The following is a 14809-nucleotide window of genomic DNA, read 5'->3' as shown; positions in this document are numbered from 1 at the left end:
CCCTATCCGCCGCGACAGCGGAACGACCGGGCGCCGCGTCTTGCTTTTGAGAGACCCCTCATCCGTCGGCTTCGCCGACACCTTCTCGCGCAAGGGGAGAAGGGCTTAGGAGCCCAGCGCCCGCTCCACGGCCGCCAGCGCGTGCAGGGTCGTGGTGTCGAACACCGGGACCGGGCTGTCGCCCTCCCCGACCAGCAGCATGATCTCGGTGCAGCCCAGGATGATCCCCTCGGCGCCGGCCGCGACCAGCCGGGCGATGACCTCGCGATAGGCCTGGCGGGCCTCCTCGCGCACCACGCCGGCCACCAGCTCCTCGTAGATCACCCGGTGGACCAGGGCGCGGTCCTGCGCCTCAGGAACCAGCACCTCCAGCCCGAACCGCTCCTCGAGCCGTCCGCGATAGAAGGCATGCTCCATGGTGAAGGCCGTGCCCAGCAGGCCGACCTTGCGCAGGCCCGCCGCCTGGATCGCCGCGCCGGTCGGGTCGGCGATGTGCAGCAGCGGCAGGTCGACGGCCGCCTGAAGCTCGGCGGCCAGGCGGTGCATGGTGTTGGTGCACAGCACGAGGAAATCGGCCCCGCCCCGCTCCAGCGCCTTGCCGGCCTCGACCAGCCGCTCGGCCAGCTCGCTCCAGCGGCCAGCGTGCTGCAGGGCCTCGATCTCGGAAAAATCGAACGACCACAGCAGGCACTGGGCCGACGCCGTCGGCCCGCGCCGCGCCCGCACCGCCTCGTTGATCAGTCGATAATAGTGCGCCGAGCTTTCCCAGCTCATGCCGCCGATCAGGCCGATGGTGACCTGACCGCCCACCTCAGCCCTCCAGCGGCCGCAGGCGGTTGACGTGGCCCATCTTTCGGCCGGGGCGGGCCTCGCCCTTGCCGTAGAGGTGGATGCGGGTCTCGGGCTCGGCGGCCAGCTTCTTCCAGGCGTCGACCTCGGGACCGAGCAGATTGGTCATCTCCACCCGGGCCAGGGGCGCGGTCGGGCCCAGGGGCCAGCCGGCGACGGCGCGGATGTGCTGCTCGAACTGGTCGACCTCGCAGCCGTCCTGGGTCCAGTGGCCGGTGTTGTGCACCCGCGGGGCGAACTCGTTGACCAGCAGCTTGCCGCCGGCCAGTTCGAACAGCTCCACCCCGATCACGCCCACATAGTCGAGGGCGGTGAGGATCTTGGCGGCGATGGCCTCGGCCTGGTCGCGCTCGGCCGGGGTCGCCTTGGCCGGGGCGATCGTGCGGCGCAGGACCCCGCCTTCGTGGTGGTTGTCCGACAGCGGATAGCAGACGATCTCGCCGTTGCGGCCGCGGGCGGCGATCACCGACAGCTCGCGGCCGAAATCGGCCGGGGCCTCGAGGATGGCCGGCTGGCGGCCGATCTTCTCGAAGGCCGCCACGGCGTCGCCCGGACGCTGGATCCAGGCTTGGCCCTTGCCGTCATAGCCCTCGCGACGGGTCTTCAGCAGGCTGGGCGCGCCGATCTTGGCCACGGCCGCCAGCAGGCTTTCCTCGTCGTCGACGGCGGCGAAGGCCACGGTCGGCACGCCGATCTCGGCCAGGAAGGTCTTTTCGACCACGCGGTCCTGGGCGGCGGCCAGGGCGGCGGCGCCCGGCGCGACCTCGCAGCCCAGGGCCGTCAGCTCGGCGACGGTGTCGGCCGGCACGTTCTCGAATTCGTAGGTCACGACCTGGCAGGCCTCGGCCAGGCGCTTGAGCGCCCAGCGGTCGTCATAGGCGCCGACGATCTGGCGGGCGGCGACGCGGCCGGCCGGGCTGTTCTCCTCGGGATCGAGGATCACGACGTCGAAGCCGAGCCGCGAGGCGGCCTGGGCCAGCATCCGGCCCAGTTGCCCGCCGCCGAGGATTCCGAGGGTGGAGCCGGGGGGCAGGGGAAGAGCCGGAGAGGCGGTCATGATCTTAGTCCTCGACGCTTTCGGCGACGCTGTCGGTCTGGGCCGCGCGCTGGGCGTCCAGGCGGGCGGCCAGCGCCGGATCGGCCAGCGACAGGATCTGCGCCGCCAGCAGGCCGGCGTTCTTGGCGCCCGCCTCGCCGATGGCCAGGGTCGCCACGGGAATACCGCCGGGCATTTGTACAATGGAAAGCAGGGAATCGAGGCCGCTGAGGGCCTTGGACTGCACCGGCACGCCCAGCACCGGCAGCGGCGTCATCGACGCCACCATGCCCGGCAAATGTGCCGCGCCGCCGGCCCCGGCGATGATCACCTGGTAGCCGGCCGCCTTGGCGCCGGTGGCGAATTCGACGAGGCGCTGGGGCGTGCGGTGGGCCGAAACGACCTTGGCCTCGTAGGCGACGCCCAGTTCGTCGAGGGCGTCGGCCGCCTTCTTCATCGTCGGCCAGTCGGAGCGGCTGCCCATGACGATGGCGACAGGCGGCGCGGACGTGGTCATCGGCGTCTTCCTAGAACGACGAAGGCGCCAGGGCGGCCCCTTGAATCGCGCGCCTTATAGCGGGTCGCTTCCCCAGGCCAAAGCCCGTTCTCGGACGTTTTTCATGTCGCTTCCGCAGGTTGCGCGGAGTTTGGCGCGCCCGGGGCGCGCCCGGATCGCCCCGCCCCTTGCCTGCGGCGTATTGGCGCCGGCCCCGGCCCGCCATTGTCATGGTTAACGAGAAAACGCAGATTTCCATTCAGCTTGACCGAAAGTGATTCGCTGCACCTCCGATGAAGATCTCAGGCGCCCGCACCGAAACCTTCTCCGCGATCCGCCGCCGGGCGCTCGCCGACGCCGCTGGCGTGTCCTCGGCGCCGCGCGGCAGCGTGGCCGTCGACAAGGCCGGATTCCTCGGTCTGGAGCCCGCCGACCTGACGCCCCAGGTGCAGGCCGCCCTGCAGACCCTGATGACCGAGATCGACGATCTTCGCTCGGAAGTCTCGCGCCTGAAGTATCGCCTGACCGAGGCCGAGACCCTGGCCGACATGGACGTGCTGGCCCCGGTGCTGAACCGCCGCGCCTTCCTGCGCGAGGTGCGCCGCGTCTCGTCCTTCGCCCAGCGCTACGGCTCGCCGGCCAGCCTGGTGTTCTTCGACCTCGACAACTTCAAGGCCGTCAACGACCGCTTCGGCCACGCCGCCGGCGACTCGGCGCTGAAGGCCGTGGCCGAGCGCCTGCTGGCCAATGTCCGCGAAAGCGACATCGTCGGCCGCATGGGCGGCGACGAGTTCGCCGTGCTGCTGGTCCAGGCCGACAAGGCCACCGCCGAGATGAAGGGCGAAAGCCTGGCCGGCGCGATCCGCAACACGCCCGTCCAGTTCGGCGAATGGAGCGCCCCGCTGCACGTCTCGTTCGGCGTGCGCGAGATCGAGACCAACGCCGAGCCGGAGACGGCTCTCGCCGAAGCCGACGCGGCCATGTTCCTGAAGAAGCGCCTGCGCGCGGCGAGCTGACGCCCGTTCCTTGGGCATAACGAGGCCGCGACAATCCGCCTCGCCCCGAAAACTACCGGAAAACTTCAGCATTAACCGTTGTTAAACGGCGCCCGGGCTCTTGTGGCAGGCGAGCGGAGACGTCCGCGCAAGCCTTCCAATTCCCGGGGATTTCCTGATGACCGACCAAGCCGAACCGGCCCTGGAGCTGATCTCCTTCTGCATCGGCGAGCAGGAGTTCTGCATCGACGTCAAGACCGTCCGCGAGATCCGCGGCTGGACCCCGGCGACCCCGATCCCGCATGCGCCGGGCTTCCTGAAGGGCGTCATCAACCTGCGCGGCGCGATCATGCCGGTCATCGACCTGCGCAACCGCCTGGGCCTGGGCGTCACCGTCCCGGAAACCCGCCACGTCATCGTCGTCGTCGAGTGCCACGACCGCCTGGCCGGCATTCTGGTCGACGCCGTGTCGGAAACCTTCACCATCACCCGCGACCACCTGCAGCCGGCCCCGGACATGGGCGCCGACGAACTGCGCTTCGTGCAGGCCATCCTGTCGGTCGACACCCGCCTGATCACCTATCTGCGCATGGACGACGTCTTCCCGCCGCAGGTCAGCCAGGCGGCCTGATCTAAACCCTCTCCCTGAAGGGGGAGGTGTCGGCGAAGCCGACGGAGGGGGATGTGACATCCCACGCCGTCGGCTTTTGCATTTTCAGCGGGGACTTCCCCCTCCGGCCCTTCGGGCCACCTCCCCCTTCAGGGGGAGGGTCTTTCGCGTCTCACGAAATGGCCGCCTGGGCCTTGAGCTTCACCACCATGTCCGACGACAGGTAGCCGTCGGCCGGCAGCTGGCGGCTCTGCTGCCAGGCGCGCAGGGCCTTGCGGGTGCCCGCGCCGATGACGCCGTCGGCCGGACCGGGATCGAAGCCCAGGCGCGCCAGGGCGATCTGGGCGGCCATGCGGTCGGCCAGCGACAGCGGCTGCTCCACCGGCCAGGGCGCGACCAGCGGCCCCCCGCCGCCGAAGCGGTCGGCCAGCAGGCCGATGCCCAGGGCGTAGGACGTGGAGTTGTTGTACTTGCGGATCGCGAAGTGGTTGGGCAGGGCCAGGAAGGCCGGACCGGCCGCGCCGGCGGGCAGGATCAGCCCCGCGGGCGATGCGGCGTCAGCGGCCGTCCAGGGCAGGCCGTCGGCCCTCTTCACGCCCTTGGCCTCCCACCACGAGGGAACCTCGCGCGGACCTTCGGCCAGGCTGTAGTCGAAGCCGGCCGGCAGGATCACTTCCTTGGCCCAGCCGACGCCCGGCTTCCAGCCGCCCTTGGCCAGCAGGTTGGCGGCCGAGGCCAGGCTGTCGGCGTCGCTGCCCCAGATGTCGCGGCGGCCGTCGCCGTCGAAGTCGACGGCGGTGGAGAGATAGCTGGACGGCAGGAACTGGGTCTGGCCCATCGCCCCGGCCCACGAGCCCTTCAGCTGGTCGCGACGGTCCTCGCCCGAGGCGATGATCTTCAGCACCGCGATCAGCTCGCCCTCGGCCCAGGCGCGGCGGCGGCCGTCGGCGGCGAGGCTGGCCATCGAGCGGACGACGTCGAAGTCGCCCTGGATCTTGCCGAACGCCGATTCCATCGCCCAGACGGCCAGCAGGATGTCGCGCGGCACGCCGTAGCGGCTCTCGACGGTCGGCAGGAACGGCAGGCTGTCGCGCTTGGCGCGGCCCACGGCCACGCGGTCGTCGCTGATCACGCCCTTGATATAGTCGCCGACCGGCTTGGAGAACTCCGGCTGGCGGCCGTCCAGCGAGATGACGCGCGGGTTCGGCGTCAGGCCGTCCAGCTCGCGATCGACCACCGCCTGCGGCACGCCGGCGGCGACGGCGCGGGGCTTGAAGTCGGCCAGCCAGGCGTTGAAGGCGGCGACCTGGCCGCCGGTCTCGACCGCCGTGACGGCGCTCGGCTGGGTCGGGGCGGCGGGCGTCGAGACCTTCGGCGGCGGGGCGACCGGGGTCGACGGCGCCAGCGGCGCGTTGACGGTCGTGTCGGCGCAGCCGGCCAGCAGCAGAACGAGGAATACGCGTTTATCCATGCGGGCAGGCTACCGGGGTTCGTGCGAAAGCTTCAATCACAAGGACGCCAGGAGGCGGTGAGTTCCCTTTCGGGCATGGTCAAGCTGACTCCCGCCGTGCCAGGCTGACCCCATGAGGATCGTCTTCCCCGCCCTGCTTTCGTGCGCCGCCCTGCTCGCCGCGGGCTCCGCGCTCGCGGGCGACCGGCTGGTTGTCGAGGGCCGCGCCTACGGTCCGTCGCAGCGCATCACCGGCGTCTATTTCAGTAACTGGGAAAACAGCACCCTGACCGCCTGCCGGGCCAAGAACGCGCCGTGCGATCCTCCAGCGGCGGCCGAGCCGGAATGGCTGGAGTGCGCGCCCCGCGCCTGCGCCGAACTCGAACGGCGGATCAAGGCGCTGGGCGGCGATCCGCAGGCGGGCGTGAGGGTGGTGGTGGCCTTCGAGGGACGCCGCGCCGTCGAGCGCAGGCCGAAGGCCTACTTGCACGACACCGAAAGCCGGCTCTATGCCGAGCGCATCTTGAGCGTCGCGCCGCTGCGCCGCTGACCGCCCGTCCAGGAGACCATCGCCGTGCAACTTCTGAAGGGCCGGATCAACCGCGCCACCTATTGGATCATCGTCGGCGTCGCCATCGCCGCGGCCCTGATCTCGGGCGTCGTGTTCAAGCGGCCTATGCCCGCCGCCCAGGTGGTGCTGCTGATCGCCGCCGTGCCGCGCCTGCACGACCTGGGACGCAGCGGCTGGTGGGCCGGCGGCTTCTTCATCGCCGAGACGGCCCTGATCTTCGGCGGCGGCTTCGTCCTGTCGCCCCAGCCCTATCAGAGCGCCCTGGGCGTGGCCGTGCTGCTGCTGGCGGGCCTGCTGGCCTGCCTGGGCGCCCTGCCCGGCAAGGCCGCTGACAACCGCTTCGGACCGCCGCCGCCCAAGGGCCTGTCGTTCAAGCCGGCCCTGGCGGGACCCAAGGCGGAGGCCTGAGAGCCACAGCGCGCAAACGCCGCGCGCGAAAGGCCCCAGGTCGATTGACTCTCGCCCAGGTCTTGCCTATACGCACGCCCTCCGAAACATCCGGATGTTCCGGCGAGTCTCTTGGCGCGCCCGAACCTCTCCGCTGAAAACAGAGACGGTCATGAAGGTTCGCAGCTCGCTGAAGTCGCTGAAGGGTCGCCACCGCGACTGCAAGTTGGTGCGCCGCAAGGGCATCATCTACATCATCAACAAGACCGACCCGCGCTTCAAGGCCAAGCAGGGCTGATGACCCTGCCTGCGTCTCCCAGGGCCATGCTCTGGGACGTCGGCAATGTCATCGTGCGCTGGAACCCGCGCACGCTCTACGCGAAGATCTTCAAGGAACCGGCCGATCTCGACCGGTTCCTTTCGCATGTCGGGACCCTGGACTGGCATAGCGAAACCGACCGGGGCCTGACCTTCGGCGAGAACATCGCCCTGCGCGCCGCTCGGTTCCCCGAGCACGCGCAGCATCTGGCCGCCTGGTGGGAGCGCTGGGACGAGATGTTCTCCGGCGCGATCCCCGAGACCGAATCCCTGATCGAGGACCTGGCCGCCGCCGGCGTGCCGCAGTTCGCCCTGACCAACATGTCGAGCGAATCCTGGCCCGGCGTGCAGACCATGAGCCCGGTCTTCCGCCACTTCCGCGACGCCGTCGTCTCGGCCGAGGAACGCACCATCAAGCCCGAGCGCCGGATCTACGAGATCGCCCTGGAGCGCACCGGCCTTTCGGCCACGGATCTGCTTTTCGTCGACGACAGCGCGGCCAACATCGAGGCGGCGCGGGCGATGGGCTTCCACGTCCACCACTTCGTCGACCCGGCCGCCCTGCGTCCCGTGGTCGAGGCGCACGGGCTGCTGCCGCAGGCCTAGCCAACCGCTATCGCCACCCTGTGGTTGGCGATAGCGGCGGCGGCGCCGTCGGCGAGCGCCCCGCGGCTCAGTTCGGTTCGAGGACCATGTAGTTCATCGTCTCGGTATCGGCCCAGACGTTGCAGGCGGACAGGCCGAGGATCTTGACCTTCTTCTTCATCGCGTAGGCCGTCATCAGGGCCGAAAGCTTGGCCTGACCGGCGGGCGTGCTGGCGTCGAACGCCCAGCGGCCGGCCATGGTGTGGCAGGACGGCGTTGCGGAACGCGACACCGTACCCGTGAAGAACAGCACGACGCCGCCGTTGAGAATCAGGATCTCGCCGATCGACTCGTAGCTCGACATATCCGAGGCCTGGGCGGCCTGAAACGAACCGGCGGACAGCACTGCGGCGCAGACCGCGGCGCGGAGAAGCTTCTTGAACATGACACCCCCATGTCGCGCGAGGCGATGGAGGCGCTCGGCGACAATCACGATTGTCGTTGACGGCGGCCGCGCCAGTCAAGCTTGCCAGAAAGACCAGGACGAGCTTTCCCGCTCTGAATCGGCTTTCCCTCGGGCGCGTCCCGAACTAGTTTCCGCGCCTCCAGTTTCCAGCCCTTTTCGCGAGAGATCTCCATGGCCGACGACGCCATCCCGCACGCCGACGTTCTGAACTCCACCGCCCAGGGCCAGCTGAAGTCGATCATCGAGCGCGTCGAGCGCCTCGAGGTCGAGAAGGCCGAGATCATGGAGCAGATCAAGGAAGTCTACCTCGAAGCCAAGGGCAACGGCTTCGACGTCAAGGTGCTCAAGAAGGTGGTCCGCCTGCGCAAGACCGACCGCGCCAAGCGCCAGGAAGAGGACGCCATCCTCGACCTCTACCTCTCGGCCATCGGCGAGATCTGATTTTGAAAAGGCCCTCTCCCCGGAGAGGGCCTTTTTGCTAGGCTGGGCCTCATGCGCGCCAAGCCGCCCGATCCTCGCACCCAGGCCAAGAAGGCCGCGCTGAACGCCCTGAAGAAGGCCAAGCGGATGGCCGACAGGGGCGGGATCGAGCTTTCCGACTGGGAGGGCGAGTTCCTGGGCTCGGTCGCCCAGCGCATCGAGACCTACGGCCGGGCGTTCGGCGACCCCGAAAAAGGCGGCGCCGGCCAGGCCCTGTCGGTCAACCAGACCATCAAGCTCAAAGAGATCACCGCCAAGGCCAAGGGCGAGCGCAAGCCGATGCAGCGCGGCAAGGGCTTTTCCCGCCGCGGCCGCCAGCCCGAACCCGAGACGGCGGAAGAGGCCGAGGACTGAACCTCGCCCCAGATTGCCGAACGCCGTTCTCCGCAATAGCCTCGCCGCCGGGAACGGGGAGGAACCGTCCAATGACCACAGACAGCCGCGCCGCCGGCGCGCGTCCGCTCGTGCTCGTCATCGCCGTGGCGACGCTGGTCGCCGGCACGCTCGACATCACCGACGCCTTCACCTTCTGGGCCGTGACCAAGGGCGTTTCGCCCGAGCGGATCCTGCAGTCGATCGCCAGCGGCCTGCTGGGCAAGGCCGCGTTCCAAGGGGGAACCGCGACGGCGGCCCTGGGCCTCGTCCTGCACTATTTCATCATGTCGGTGATGGCGGGACTCTACGTCGCCGCCGCGCGCCGCCTGCCGGTGCTGGTCCGTCGGCCACTGCTGATGGGCCTGGCCTACGGGGCGGCGACCTATGTCGTGATGAACTACGGGGTGCTGCCGCTCAGCGCCGTGGCCCCGCCGTCCGCCTTCGCCTGGCCGCGCTTCATCAACAACCTCGGCGCCCACCTGGTGCTGGTGGGCGTTCCGATCGCGCTCGTGGCGCGGTGGGGCGCGGGCAAGGCCGCGGCGGAAGCCTCCTAGGAGGCTTCCTTGACGTCCACGTCGATGCCCTGCTCGCGCACCTTGCGATAGAGGGTCGAGCGGCCGATGCCGAGGCGGCGGGCCACCTCGCTCATATGGCCGGCATAGACCTCGATGGCGTGCTGGATGAGGTCGCGCTCGATCTCCTCCAGGGTCCGCAGGTGGCCGTGGCCGTCGAGGATGCGCACGGGCGCCTCGCCGATCGGGCCGTCGGCGAAGACGGCGGCGGCCTGGATCATCTCCGGCAGGGCCTCGGTGGGCGAGGCCTCCAGCGGCGGGGCCATGACCCCCGAGATGGCCGGGAAGTCGTAGGGCTGGAGGTAGGGCGCGTCGGCCAGGACGATGGCGCGATAGACCGCGTTCTCCAGTTGGCGCACGTTGCCGGGCCAGTCGAAGGCGCAGAGGATCTGCAGGGTCTCGGGCGAGGCCCCGACCACGCGCTTGCCTTCCTCGACGTTGAAGCGGCGCACGAAGGCCTCCACCAGAGCCGGGATGTCCTCGCGGCGCTCGCGCAAGCTGGGCGCCTCCACCGGGAAGACGTTCAGGCGGTAATAGAGGTCCTCGCGGAACAGCCCCTGCTTCACCGCGGCCGACAGGTCGCGGTTGGTGGCCGAGACGATGCGGACGTCGACCTTGACCGAGCGCTTGGAGCCGATCGGGTCGATCTCACCCTCCTGCAGCGCACGCAGCAGCTTGACCTGGACGTCGAGCGGCAGCTCGCCGACCTCGTCGAGGAACAGGGTGCCGCCGTCGGCTTCCTTGAACTTGCCCGAGTGCTTGTCGGAGGCGCCGGTGAAGGACCCCTTCTCGTGGCCGAACAGGATCGACTCGACGAGGTTTTCCGGAATGGCGCCGCAGTTGACGGCCACGAACGGCTTGCCGGCGCGATCCGACGAGCCGTGCACCGCGCGGGCGATCAGCTCCTTGCCGACGCCGCTCTCGCCGGTGATCAGCACGGGGATCGAGCTCTTGGCGGCCCGCTCGCCGATGCGCTTGACCATGGTCATGGCCGGCGAGGAACCGATCAGATCGGCGAAAGTGGTGCGGCCCGAGACGCGCTTGTTGAGTCGGTCGACCTCGCCCTTGAGGTCGCCCATCGACAGGGCGTTGCGGATCGACACGGTGATCCGCTCAGGCGAAGCCGGCTTGATGAAGAAGTCGGTGGCGCCGGCCTGCATGGCCTTGACCACGGTGTCGACGCCGCCGCTGGCGGTCAGCACGATCACCGGTTGGGCGTAGCCGCGCGCGCGCATCTCCTTCAGCGCCTCCTGGCCCGGCAGGCCGGGCATGACGAGGTCGAGCAGGATCACGTCGGCCGGCGCCCCGGCCGCCAGATGGGCCATGGCCGCGTCGCCGCTTTCGGCGTGGGAGACGGCGAATCCTTCGCGCTCCAGCACCGCCTGGATCAGTCGACGTTGGGTCGGATCGTCGTCGACGACGAGCACCGTCTTGGTCATTGAAGGCCATCCACCAGAACCGGCCGCGCCCGACATGGAGCGAGGCTCTTGTTGGTTCAGAGTGGTACAGCACGGGGGTAAACACCGGCTTTCGGAGAGGTGTCGCAGACCTTAACAGCGAGCCTTAACAACGGTTTACGCTATTTGACCAAACCCGCTCCTCGCCCGTTGCGCGGGGCGGGAGAAAAGCGCTTCATCTTTCCATGGTCGACGCCGAAACCCTTCGCGCCCTGGCGACCGCCCTGCCCGAGGTGGCCGAGGCGCTCAACGGCGAGCAGGTCGCCTACGAGGTGGCCGGCAAGGGCCTGGCCTGGGGCTATCTGGCCCGTCCCGCGCCGAAGGCCAAACGCGTGCTCGTGCCCGGCGTCATCGCCGTGCGCTGCCTGATCGAGACCAAGCAGATGCTGATCGAGGCCGCCCCCGAGCGCTTCTTCGACGACTCCCACTACCTTGGCTATCCGGCGGTGCTGGTGCGGCTGGAAAAGATCGACGCGGACGAGCTGGCCGGCCTGCTGCGCACGGCCTGGACGCTGGTGGCGCCGAAGGGGTTGGTGAAACGGTATTCCTGATCCTTCTCCCCTTGCGGGAGAAGGTGTCGGCGGTAGCCGACGGATGAGGGGTCTCTCAGACCTGAACCATCGCGCGAGCTGACACGTTTCCGCAGCGGCCCCGACCTTCAACCCCTCACCCGACCTCCTTCCGAGGCCACCCTCTCCCGCAGGGGGAGAGGGGATTTCCACCCTTCCCGATTGCTTCATCCCCGCCAGACGCCATATCCCTTCCTGCCATGAACGCGCCCTTCAAGCCCGACGCCCTTCCCGAGTGGAACCTCGCCGACCTCTATGCCGGCCGCGAGGATCCGAGGATCGAGACCGACCTGGCCGCCGCCAAGGCCGCCAACGACGAACTGGCCTCGCTGGAGGGCATGTTCCTCGAAGCGCGCGGCGAGCCCGGGCGGCTGGGCAAGCTGCTCGATCGCGGGGTCCGGCTCTATGAGGAGGCGACGAACGGCCTGTGGGGCGTGGGCGCCTATGCGGGCCTGGCCGCCTCGACCGCGCGCGACGACCCGGCCTGGGCCAAGTTCGAGGCCGATCTTCGCGCCCGCTCCTCGCAGATCGCCGCCGACAGCCTGTTCTTCTCGCTGGAGCTGAACCAGCTGGAGGACGCCGAGCTGAACGCGGCGCTGGACGCCCATGAACCGGCCCGCCGCTGGACGCCGTGGCTGCGCCGCCTGCGCCTGTCGCGGCCGCACGAGCTGTCGGCCGAGCTCGAGCGCTACCTCGTCGATCGCGGTCCGGCCGTGGCCAACTGGGTGCGGCTCTATGACGAGACCCTGGCCAAACTCAGCGCCAAGGTCGGCAAGGAGCAGCTGACCCTGCCCGAGGCGCTGAACCGCCTGTCGGATCCCGACGTGCGCCGCCGCAAGGCCGCCGCCGACGGCCTGGCCCACGCCCTGCACGAGCGCGCCTCGACCCAGGCGCTGGTGATGAACACCCTGGCCTTCGAAAAGCAGGTCGAGGACCGCTGGCGGCGTTACGACGACCCCGCCCACTCGCGCCACCTGGCCAACGAGGTCGACGCCGACGCGGTGGACGCCCTGGAAGCGGCCGTGGTCGAGGCCTATCCGCGCCTGTCGCACCGCTATTATGCGCTCAAGGCCAAGGCCATGGGCCGCAAGAGCTTGGACTACTGGGACCGCAACGCCCCGCTCGACGCCGCCCAGCCGCGCACCTATCCCTGGGGCGAGGCCAGGGAGGTGGTGCTGGAAAGTTTCCAGGCCCTGGCCCCGAAGTTCGCCGACACCGCCGAGACCTTCTTCACCCAGCCCTGGATCGACGCACGCCCCCGGGCCGGCAAGCAGTCGGGCGCCTATTCGCACCCGGTGACCGCCGACCGCCATCCGTACGTCTTCATGAACTACATGGGCGAGCGGCGCGACGTGCTGACCCTGGCCCACGAACTGGGCCACGCCGTGCACCAGACCCTGTGCGCGCCGCTGGGCACCCTGCTGGCCGACACCCCCCTGACCCTGGCCGAGACCGCCTCGATCTTCGGCGAAGGCCTGGTGTTCGACCGCCTGCTGGCCGAGGCCACGCCCGCCGACCGCAAGGGGCTTCTTGCAGGGAAAATCGAGGACGGGCTCAACACTGTCGTCCGCCAGATCGCCTTCCACCGCTTCGAGCGCAGATTCCACGCCGCCCGTCAGGAGGGCGAGCTGTCGCCCGACCAGATCGGCGGCCTGTGGCTGGAGGTGATGGCCGAGAGCCTGGGTCCGGCCGTCGTGCTGAATGAGGGCTACGAGCACTACTGGGCCTATGTCAGCCACTTCGTGCACGCGCCGTTCTACGTCTACGCCTACGCGTTCGGCGACCTCCTGGTGCGCGGCCTGATGGAGAAGCGCCGCGAGGATCCGGCGACCTTCGCGCCGCTGTACGAGGACCTGCTGGCCGCCGGCGGCACCCGCACCTATGTCGAGGCCCTGAAGCCCTTCGGCCTCAACCCGCGCGACAAGGCCTTCTGGGCGGCGGGCTGCCGGCAGCTGGAGCGGCTGGTGGACGAGTTCGAGGCGCTGGTGTGAGGAGGCAGGCCACGGAGACCCTCCCCCCGAAGGGGGAGGTGGCGCGGAGCGCCGGAGGGGGAAGAGACTTCGGTCTTCACCTCGCTCCGGATTCAACAGACACGTCCCCCTCCGTCGGCTTCGCCGACACCTCCCCCTTCAGGGGGAGGGTCTGAATGTCTGACCCAGAACGCGACCGCCTGTCCGGCCGCCTGGCCCGCTTCGCCAAGGTCGGCGCGGGTCTCTCCGGCGCCGCCGTCAGCTACGGCGCCAACCGCGTCTTCGCCGGCGACGACGCCAGCGCCCGCAACGCCAAGGCGCTGAAGGCGGCGCTGGGAAACCTGAAGGGTCCGCTGATGAAGGCGGCCCAGATGTTCGCCACGGTGCCAGACCTGCTGCCGCCCGAGTTCGCCAAGGAACTGGCCGAGCTGCAGACCAACGCCCCGGCCATGGGCTGGCCGTTCGTGCGCCGCCGGATGGCCGCCGAGCTGGGCGCCGATTGGGCCAGCAGGTTCGCAAGCTTCGAGCACGAGGCCGCCGCGGCCGCGTCGCTGGGCCAGGTGCACCGCGCCACGGCCCCCGACGGCCGCGCCCTGGCGGTGAAGCTGCAATACCCGGACATGCAGAGCGCCGTCGAAAGCGACCTTGGCCAGCTGCGCGCCCTGATCGCCCTGCTCAAACGGATGGACGGCTCGATCGACCCGACCGAGATGATCGAGGAGATCGGCGACCGCCTGCGCGAGGAGCTCGACTACGAGCGCGAGGCGAAGATGATGGCCGTCTATGGCGGCTTCTTCGCCGGCCGCGACGACATCAGGACGCCCCTGCCCGTCCCCGAGCTGTCGACCAGGCGCCTGCTCAGCATGACCTGGCTGGACGGCCAGGGCCTGATGGCCTTCAAGGGCGCTAGCCAAGAAACCCGCGACCGCATCGCCGCCCTGCTGTTCGAGGCCTGGTGGGGGCCGATGACCCACATCGGCGTCATCCATGGCGACCCGCACCTGGGCAACTACACCTTCGGCGGCGGCGAGGACGGCGCGGCGCACCTCAACCTGCTCGACTTCGGCTGCATCCGGGTGTTCCCGCCGCGCTTCGTGGCCGGGGTGGTGCGGCTCTACCGCGCCCTCTCCGAGGACGACCGCGCCGGCCAGATGGAGGCCTATCGCAGCTGGGGCTTCGCCAACCTGACCGACGAGCTGGTCGATGTGCTGAACGTCTGGGCCAGGTTCATCTACGGCCCGCTGCTGGACGACCGGGTGCGCACGGTGGCCGACGACACGCCGCCCGGCGAGTACGGCCGCCGCGAGGCCTTCAAGGTGCGCCAGGCGCTCAAGTCGGTGGGCGGCGTCGTCATCCCGCGCGAGTTCGTGTTCATGGACCGCGCCGCCATCGGCCTGGGCGCGGCCTTCCTGCACCTGGGCGCCCGCCACAACTGGCGCGCCCTGTTCGAGGCCTCGCTGGAGGGGTTCTCGGAAGATGGGCTGGCGGAGCGGCAGAAGGCGGTGCTGGGGGCGGCTGGTCTTTCCTAGCACCCTCAAGATCAAAACATTTCGCCTCCCTGGGCCTTGTGCCCAGGGCCCATCGTTCGCCCCCTCAGACCTTTGCCGATCGGCTCAGGTCTGC

At 69.6% G+C, this 14809-nt stretch carries 18 protein-coding genes; 12 read left to right on the top strand and 6 right to left on the bottom strand.

All coding sequences use genetic code 11. From position 1 onward, the window contains the following. Window positions 1–105: 105 nt before the first annotated feature. From DMC18_RS03975 to purE, 3 genes are read right to left on the bottom strand one after another with little or no spacing between them, the layout of a single operon-like run. Window positions 106–810, bottom strand: coding sequence for an aspartate/glutamate racemase family protein (locus tag DMC18_RS03975; protein WP_110119415.1), 705 nt, complete (start codon window positions 808–810; stop codon window positions 106–108). A 1-nt stretch (window position 811) separates the two neighbouring features. Then, window positions 812–1906, bottom strand: coding sequence for a 5-(carboxyamino)imidazole ribonucleotide synthase (locus DMC18_RS03970; protein ID WP_110119416.1), 1095 nt, complete (start codon window positions 1904–1906; stop codon window positions 812–814). Between the two features lie 4 nt (window positions 1907–1910). Beyond that, window positions 1911–2402: a 5-(carboxyamino)imidazole ribonucleotide mutase gene (gene purE, locus DMC18_RS03965; RefSeq protein WP_110119417.1), complete on the bottom strand. Its 492-nt coding sequence runs from the start codon at window positions 2400–2402 to the stop codon at window positions 1911–1913. A 272-nt stretch (window positions 2403–2674) separates the two neighbouring features. Between purE and DMC18_RS03960 the strand changes: the two genes are divergently transcribed. Together DMC18_RS03960 and DMC18_RS03955 are read left to right on the top strand one after the other, a co-directional pair. Then, window positions 2675–3397 (top strand): GGDEF domain-containing protein, encoded by a 723-nt coding sequence (locus tag DMC18_RS03960; protein ID WP_110119418.1) that lies wholly within the window; start codon window positions 2675–2677, stop codon window positions 3395–3397. Window positions 3398–3551: 154 nt separating this feature from the next. Then, window positions 3552–4007 (top strand): chemotaxis protein CheW, encoded by a 456-nt coding sequence (locus tag DMC18_RS03955; RefSeq protein WP_199228406.1) that lies wholly within the window; start codon window positions 3552–3554, stop codon window positions 4005–4007. Window positions 4008–4158: 151 nt separating this feature from the next. Here DMC18_RS03955 and DMC18_RS03950 read toward each other — a convergent pair whose 3' ends face one another. Further along, complete coding sequence (locus tag DMC18_RS03950) at window positions 4159–5457, bottom strand: lytic murein transglycosylase (protein WP_110119421.1); 1299 nt, start codon at window positions 5455–5457, stop codon at window positions 4159–4161. Window positions 5458–5569: 112 nt separating this feature from the next. On the opposite strand from DMC18_RS03950, the gene DMC18_RS03945 reads away from it, so the two are divergent. From DMC18_RS03945 to DMC18_RS03930, 4 genes are all read left to right on the top strand, one after another. Then, window positions 5570–5986 (top strand): hypothetical protein, encoded by a 417-nt coding sequence (locus tag DMC18_RS03945; protein ID WP_110119422.1) that lies wholly within the window; start codon window positions 5570–5572, stop codon window positions 5984–5986. Between the two features lie 24 nt (window positions 5987–6010). Then, window positions 6011–6415: a DUF805 domain-containing protein gene (locus DMC18_RS03940; RefSeq protein ID WP_158285857.1), complete on the top strand. Its 405-nt coding sequence runs from the start codon at window positions 6011–6013 to the stop codon at window positions 6413–6415. A 151-nt stretch (window positions 6416–6566) separates the two neighbouring features. Next, window positions 6567–6692 carry a type B 50S ribosomal protein L36 gene (gene ykgO / locus DMC18_RS03935; protein WP_110119424.1) on the top strand — a complete coding sequence of 42 codons (126 nt, stop codon included), beginning with the start codon at window positions 6567–6569 and terminating at the stop codon, window positions 6690–6692. Continuing rightward, the gene (locus tag DMC18_RS03930; RefSeq protein WP_110119425.1) at window positions 6692–7318 is read left to right on the top strand and encodes an HAD family phosphatase; all 627 of its coding nucleotides are present in this window, start codon (window positions 6692–6694) and stop codon (window positions 7316–7318) included. Before ykgO ends, DMC18_RS03930 begins: the two co-directional genes overlap by 1 nt. Before the next feature lie 67 nt (window positions 7319–7385). Here DMC18_RS03930 and DMC18_RS03925 read toward each other — a convergent pair whose 3' ends face one another. Beyond that, the gene (locus DMC18_RS03925; protein WP_110119426.1) at window positions 7386–7742 is read right to left on the bottom strand and encodes a hypothetical protein; all 357 of its coding nucleotides are present in this window, start codon (window positions 7740–7742) and stop codon (window positions 7386–7388) included. A 192-nt stretch (window positions 7743–7934) separates the two neighbouring features. Here DMC18_RS03925 and DMC18_RS03920 point away from each other — a divergent pair, with 192 nt between their 5' ends. From DMC18_RS03920 to DMC18_RS03910, 3 genes are all read left to right on the top strand, one after another. Beyond that, on the top strand, window positions 7935–8204 hold the full coding sequence (locus tag DMC18_RS03920; protein WP_058348015.1) for a DUF2312 domain-containing protein: 270 nt from the start codon (window positions 7935–7937) through the stop codon (window positions 8202–8204). Window positions 8205–8255: 51 nt separating this feature from the next. After that, entirely contained in the window at window positions 8256–8597 is a 342-nt protein-coding gene (locus DMC18_RS03915; RefSeq protein ID WP_110119427.1) for a hypothetical protein, read from the top strand. A gap of 71 nt (window positions 8598–8668) precedes the next feature. Continuing rightward, window positions 8669–9172 carry a hypothetical protein gene (locus DMC18_RS03910; RefSeq protein WP_110119428.1) on the top strand — a complete coding sequence of 168 codons (504 nt, stop codon included), beginning with the start codon at window positions 8669–8671 and terminating at the stop codon, window positions 9170–9172. Here the strand turns inward: DMC18_RS03910 and DMC18_RS03905 are convergent. Then, window positions 9169–10629 carry a sigma-54 dependent transcriptional regulator gene (locus DMC18_RS03905; RefSeq protein ID WP_110119429.1) on the bottom strand — a complete coding sequence of 487 codons (1461 nt, stop codon included), beginning with the start codon at window positions 10627–10629 and terminating at the stop codon, window positions 9169–9171. The genes DMC18_RS03910 and DMC18_RS03905 overlap by 4 nt on opposite strands. Window positions 10630–10832: 203 nt before the next feature. Here DMC18_RS03905 and DMC18_RS03900 point away from each other — a divergent pair, with 203 nt between their 5' ends. The 3 genes from DMC18_RS03900 to DMC18_RS03890 all read left to right on the top strand — a co-directional run bounded on the left by DMC18_RS03900 (window position 10833) and on the right by DMC18_RS03890 (window position 14715). Beyond that, entirely contained in the window at window positions 10833–11198 is a 366-nt protein-coding gene (locus DMC18_RS03900) for an MmcQ/YjbR family DNA-binding protein (RefSeq protein ID WP_110119430.1), read from the top strand. 218 nt (window positions 11199–11416) lie between these two features. Further along, window positions 11417–13207: a M3 family oligoendopeptidase gene (locus DMC18_RS03895; RefSeq protein WP_110119431.1), complete on the top strand. Its 1791-nt coding sequence runs from the start codon at window positions 11417–11419 to the stop codon at window positions 13205–13207. Between the two features lie 155 nt (window positions 13208–13362). Beyond that, entirely contained in the window at window positions 13363–14715 is a 1353-nt protein-coding gene (locus DMC18_RS03890) for an AarF/ABC1/UbiB kinase family protein (protein ID WP_110119432.1), read from the top strand. Window positions 14716–14809 lie beyond the last annotated feature (94 nt).

The organism is Caulobacter sp. D5 (assembly GCF_003185805.1).
Taxonomy (GTDB): domain Bacteria; phylum Pseudomonadota; class Alphaproteobacteria; order Caulobacterales; family Caulobacteraceae; genus Caulobacter.
This window is presented reverse-complemented; position numbering and strand designations above follow the sequence as displayed.